The sequence below is a fragment of the Clostridium sp. genome (assembly GCF_026168755.1).
GTDB lineage: Bacteria > Bacillota > Clostridia > Clostridiales > Clostridiaceae > Clostridium.
In genome coordinates this window covers 85215-91214 of sequence record NZ_JAPFDR010000010.1, presented here as the reverse complement: position 1 = coordinate 91214, position 6000 = coordinate 85215, and the positions used below count along the sequence as shown (strand labels likewise).

Sequence of the window (6000 nt, the reverse complement as noted above, 5' to 3'; positions counted from 1 at the left end):
TAATGAGACCTAAAAATTATACAGGTGTATATGGAAAAAAATACAAATAGTAAATAAGCATAGGACTATATGAACCTATGCTTATCAGAATATTCAAAAATTAATTCCCGAAGGGAGCGTGGCGAAAGCCACTTTTTTTATACAGATTTTTAGAAAACAAAGGAGAAAAAACATGAAAAAGTTACTTGAAAAGAAAGATTTATTAATTGCTGAAATGTCTGAAATGTTAGACCAAGCAGAAGCAGAAACAAGAAGTTTAGACATTGAAGTATATGAAGGTAAGGAGAGAGAATTAGAAGCATTAAATGCAACTATTGAAAAATTAGAAACAAGAGATAAAGGGGAAAAAGTTATGACAAATACACAAATGGAACTAAGAAATTATCAAGATGAAGTTAGAGCAATGACAACTTCAACAAGTGCAAATGCAGTACCAAATATTATTGCAGATGAAATTATAAAAAAGGTACATGAAAGAAGTCCACTAATAGGAATGATACCGGCAATAGAGAATGTTGGAGATTTAGAATTTTTATTAGAACAAGATGAAGTTGCATCTGAATTTTTAGGAGAAATAGAAACTTGTTCGCCAGTAGATTTACAAGCATTTAAAACAGTAAAAGCTACAGATAAAAGAAATGCTTCAATGACATTAGTTAGTAAGAAATTATTAGCAAATAGCAATGCGTTTACAATGGATTATATAACTGGAAGAATTGCAGATAGAGTTGCAAATGGGTTAGAAAAATCTTTACTTAAAAAAGGTCATAGAGATGCAAAAGAATTAACTCATGGTGTTCATTCAGTAGAAAACATTATTAATTCAAAAACAGAAAATGAAATAGTTGTTGAAGATGTATTAAACTTAGTTGCATCTATGAAGCAAACTTATATAAAAGGTTCAAAATTCATAATGAATAGAACAATGTATTCAAAATTAATGTGCTTAACTGATGCTATGAGTAGACCTTTCATGGTAAATTCAATAGTTGGAGATACTGTAAAACAAATGCTTTTAGGAATTGAAGTAATAATATCTGAAAATATGGATAATGATACAATCGCTTTAGTTAATCCAGAAGCTTTTAGAATTAAGTATGGTCAACCAATGCAAGTTCAAGCATTACAAGAAAAGTATGCAGAAGTTGGGCAAATAGGTTTACTTGTTGATACTTATTTAGATTGTGTATTAGTAAATGCTGATGCAGTTTCATTATTAAATATAGGAACTAGATAATAAAAGCTACATAGCTTTATTTTTTTGACCTTTTTAGGGGTGAAAGGTGGCTTTTAGGGTTGCTTTTCACCCATTTATTTTTATTTTACAAAGGAGAATGAAATGGGATTATTTAATAAAAAGAATGTTGAAGAACGTTCATTAAGCTATAATGCTTTAATTGAAAGTTTATCGAATAATAAAATATATATATCAAAGAATACAGTTGAAAAAATTCCAGTAGTTCATGAGAGCATTAAAAAGATTGCCGGAACTATTGCAGCATTACCAGTTGAATTAATGGTAAAGGATAGATTTAAAAATACTATCATAGATAATGATATAAGGCTTTATTTATTGAATACTGAAAATAACAATTATCAAAATGCTTATAACTATAAATATAGAATAGTTGAGGATTTATTATTATACGGAAAACATTATAGTTATATAGAAAGAAAGGGTATCAAGATAATTGGATTATACCCAATAGAGTATAAAACAGTTACGGAAAAAGATGTTATCAATGAAAATGGTGTGATAGTAGATAAAACTATCAATTACTCTTTAAATAATATGGTACAAACTAGAAATGCTTATGATGTGCTTATAATTGATACTGGTAACAAAGGTATATTAAATTCAAATAAGCTTTTAGAACTTATGATAAGCCATGATGAAATGCTTCAATCAGTAATTGAGAATATAAGTATGCCAAGTGGTTATTTAAAGAGTTCTGGAAGGTTAACAGAAGCAACTATAAACAGAATGAGAACATCATGGAAAGATATTTATACTGGTGGTAAGAATGCAGCCAAAACTATAATACTTGAAGAAGGCTTAGATTATAAGCAATTAGATGTTAATTTAAATAATATTCAATCATTAGAGAATAAGAAGATATTTGTTGAAGATGTGGAAAGATTATTTAGTTTATATGATGTAAAAAGTGATAGTGAATACTTAAAATATACTATTGCTCCATTGGTTTCATGTATTGAAAATGCCCTATCATGCCAATTACTTCTTACAACTGAAAAAGAAAAGAATACTATGTTTTTGTTTAATTGTGAAATGGTAGATAGAGCAGATGAAAAGACAAGAATTGAAGCTATTGCATTAGCAGTTGATAAAGGATTATTAACTATAAATGAAGCAAGATTAAGATTAGATGAAAATCCATTCTTATTAGATACACAAGAAGAATTTTTATCATTATCACAAGGTAAGATTATGCTTTTAAAAGATGGTAAAGTTGTAATACCTAACATGGGAACATCTTTAAATATTGATGATGAAGCAGTTAAACCAGAAGGAGAAAATAATGGAGAAGATATATAATAAGTTAGAAGTTAGGGAGTTAGAAAATAACTCTATTTCTTTAGTTTGCAAAGTAAATGATTATGGATTATCTAAAGAACTTAGAGGTATAAATGGAGTATTTAAAGAAATTGTTCCAAGAGATACATGGGAAAGGGCAATAAATGAAAATATTAAATTTTACTATAATCATAAGCCATATTTTGAATTAGCTGATAAGGTAGAATTAAGAGCCGAGGAAGACGGGGTGTACCTTTATGCTACATTAAAAGAAAGTGAAAAAGGTTTATATGATGCAGTAAAGAACGGCGAAATTACTGGCATGAGCTTCGGTTTTAAAGCCTTAAAAGATAGATGGGAAAACATAGGTAATTATAAACAAAGAATCATTGAAGAAATGGAATTATTCGAGGTTTCCATATTAGATAAAACACCTGCTTATAATAATACAAGTGTTGAAGCTAGAGAATTAAATATACCAGTAGATTTAGAGATTAAAAGAAGAAGATTAGAATTATTAAAGTTATAAGAGTGTAGAAATGCACTCTTATTTTTATTTAAGGAGTGGTGAAATGAGATATTTAATAATCATAATAACATTAATAGCTTTCTATAATATACCCAAGATAGAGGCATATATAAAAGGAGTAATTAAATGATAAGTATTAAAGATAATAAAGAGTATATTCAAGGAGTATTAAAGCTAAGTAAAAGTATTTATATAAATAAAGTATTTGATTATGCAGAATTAGAACAATTAGTAAAAGAGTTAAGATTGTATAACGTAATGAGAACTGAATATATATCAGCAGAAGCATTATTGTCATATGTAAACGACATAGGATTTAAAGTAATAGAAATGAATGAATATATGTTTATAAATGATGATATAGAAGAAGCAAAAAGATATTCAATTAAGGAAAGATAAAAGTAATTTATATAGTTAGAAGATAAATAGATTTTAAATGATTTAAAAATAGAAAAATAAAAAGAAAAATATTTTTATTTGATATAGTTGGAGTTGTGGAGCATCTAAGGGGGTAAGAAAAGATATACCCCCCTTAAAGAAAATTTTTAAATTAATAAATGTTCCACAGACTAGCCCAACAACAGATTTTAGCAAAGGGCATAATACAAATGATTTGGAGTTATGACCATGTGAAAATGGCTTTGAAGCTAGTAATATCAACGATTTGAAAAGAAAATGGCAGAAATAGTTATGACCAAATGAAAGGAAATGAGATATATGGCAAGACCACAAATGAGAATAGATGAATTATCACCGGAAAGATTAAGAAAGTTATCACCTTATGAGATACAACAAAGGAAAGAACAAGAAAAGAAGATGCAGAAACATCAAAGTAATATAAAGAAAGCTAAGAAGGTTACTAATGTAACTATTAAGAAGTATTTAAAGAGTATTATTAATGAAGATGTTGAATTATCAGATATAGAAATAATAGTACCATTAATAAATGAATTGCATTTTATTGAAGAAGTTATATCTAGTATCAAAGATGATATTGTTGAAAATGGTGTTATAGATGCTATGAGAACAAAGAACCCACTTTTAAGCGAGTATGGCAGTTTATTAAAACAAAAGGCACTAATTATAGATAAGATAACAAAAGCCTTAAATAACAAGGTACAGAGCCAAGAAAGTACACCAGAAGCATCAATAAGTGATTTATTAAATCAGTTTGAAATTATGGAGGTATAAAACATGATTGTTAATCTTACATATCCAGAAGTACATGAATTAAGAAAGAAATTAGATACATGGGAAGAAGATAAAGTTAAAAAGTTTATTATATCAATGCCTAAAGTGGGTTTAATCCTTCAAAAATTAGATATAGCCATATTAGGAATTGAACCAGATGAAATATATATAAAGATGTTAGATGTGTATAAAGATAATCCAAGAGTATTACATTTAACAAATGATGCTATAAATAATAATATTGATTATAGAAAATAAATAAGCGGTACATTTACAGATATAAATATTTGTAGATGTATCGCTTTTTTAATTTATACGGTCAAAGTAAACGACAACTTTTTAATAAATTTTTTAAATGGTTTAGAATTGTTTGAAAATTAAGGCTAAAATCAAAAAGTTGGGCTAAGTGGTCAAAGCACTTACCCAACTGATGCTAGAAATAAGAATGCTAATAGCAGTAATAAAAATGATATTAGCAACCCTAAAAGTATTTTATCAGATAGATAATTAAAGTTCAATGATATAAATGGTAGATGATAATAACCGTTATAAAAAAAAGCTAGTGGTTGCACACTAACTTTTTCTTAAAACATAACTTAAATATTTTGCCAAACCTTACGTTTGACATATTAATTATAACATATTTATTATTACATTCAACAAGATAAGGTGGCGGAGCAGAAGGTGCTAATTTATGTGATGTAACTAATAATTATAGCATATCAAATGTAAAGTGAAAATAAGTTGTTAAAATAACAAATTCTAATGTTAAAATATTGATTTTATGAATAAAGATAAAATAAAATATTTATTTTATTAATTGAATGCTGATATTGTTGTTGATATAATAATTGTAAAAGAGGTGAATAAATGGAAAACTTTTTTAAATGGATAAAAGAACATAAAGTATACACTATAGTTATAGGAATTGTGGTACCATTATTACCAGTATTAATAATTCATATTTTATATAAGATAAATATACCATTTGACTTTTTAGTAGCAGAATGGTCAGCAGGAGAATTGCTACAATTTTATGGAGCATATTTATCATTTTTAGGAACTGTATTATTAGGTGCTTTAGCTTTGTGGCAAAATCATCAATTATCCAAGAAAAATGAACAGTTTGAGAATTTTAAGATAGAACAAGAGAGAAAAAGTAAAATACCTAAATTTGATATACCTTATAAGAAATGGGGGCATAATGGAGGAGTTTCAGATTGGTATATTGATTTGAAAAACGTTTCAGCTAATATTGCTTGTAACATAGTTGTATCAGAATTTAAGGTATATGATAATGGAACAGAAGTGTATAAAAAAGAAGAATGTTGTGTAAAAGACAATTCATTGCAAGGGGGAGAAACAACAACTATCGAATTTAAGAATAATGTGTTATCTGGAAATAATTTAGATATTAATTTTCTTGTAAGTTGTCTTGATGAATTTAATATAACGCATAAATGGAAGGTAGAAACAAAAATTGTAAATTATAAGTGTAATGAAAAATTTATATTTACACAGATAGAGTAAGAGATGTTTTTAAGTTTATGATATAATGATGTCAAATGACGGGTACAATTATACATAAAAAGACGTGATTAAATTAAAAAAATATATATTGAATTATTTGAAGTGGGTATTTATAATACTTGCTTCTTTTTTGAATAAAATAATAGTTTTATTTCAATAAGTTAATTTAAAAAGTGAACTTAATTGAATTGTTATTATAAAATACAAATATATA

The 6000-nt window shown here is 26.7% G+C and carries 7 protein-coding genes; all 7 read left to right on the top strand.

Going from position 1 to position 6000, the window contains the following annotated elements; genetic code table 11:
• Positions 1-118: 118 nt before the first annotated feature.
• The 7 genes from Q0Y03_RS06050 (at position 119) to Q0Y03_RS06020 (ending at position 5786) form a co-directional block, all read left to right on the top strand.
• The gene (locus tag Q0Y03_RS06050; protein ID WP_297712945.1) at positions 119-1237 is read left to right on the top strand and encodes a phage major capsid protein; all 1119 of its coding nucleotides are present in this window, start codon (positions 119-121) and stop codon (positions 1235-1237) included.
• 102 nt (positions 1238-1339) lie between these two features.
• Complete coding sequence (locus Q0Y03_RS06045; protein ID WP_297712944.1) at positions 1340-2557, top strand: phage portal protein; 1218 nt, start codon at positions 1340-1342, stop codon at positions 2555-2557.
• The gene (locus tag Q0Y03_RS06040) at positions 2541-3065 is read left to right on the top strand and encodes an HK97 family phage prohead protease (protein ID WP_297712943.1); all 525 of its coding nucleotides are present in this window, start codon (positions 2541-2543) and stop codon (positions 3063-3065) included. Before Q0Y03_RS06045 ends, Q0Y03_RS06040 begins: the two co-directional genes overlap by 17 nt.
• Positions 3066-3191: 126 nt before the next feature.
• A complete protein-coding gene (locus Q0Y03_RS06035; protein WP_297712942.1) occupies positions 3192-3464 on the top strand; it encodes a hypothetical protein in 273 nt (90 codons plus the stop codon).
• 318 nt (positions 3465-3782) lie between these two features.
• Positions 3783-4256, top strand: coding sequence for a hypothetical protein (locus Q0Y03_RS06030; RefSeq protein WP_297712941.1), 474 nt, complete (start codon positions 3783-3785; stop codon positions 4254-4256).
• Positions 4257-4259: 3 nt separating this feature from the next.
• Positions 4260-4514: a hypothetical protein gene (locus Q0Y03_RS06025; RefSeq protein ID WP_297712940.1), complete on the top strand. Its 255-nt coding sequence runs from the start codon at positions 4260-4262 to the stop codon at positions 4512-4514.
• Between the two features lie 612 nt (positions 4515-5126).
• Positions 5127-5786, top strand: a complete 660-nt coding sequence (locus tag Q0Y03_RS06020) for a hypothetical protein (protein ID WP_297712939.1) — start codon at positions 5127-5129, stop codon at positions 5784-5786.
• Positions 5787-6000: the final 214 nt, after the last annotated feature.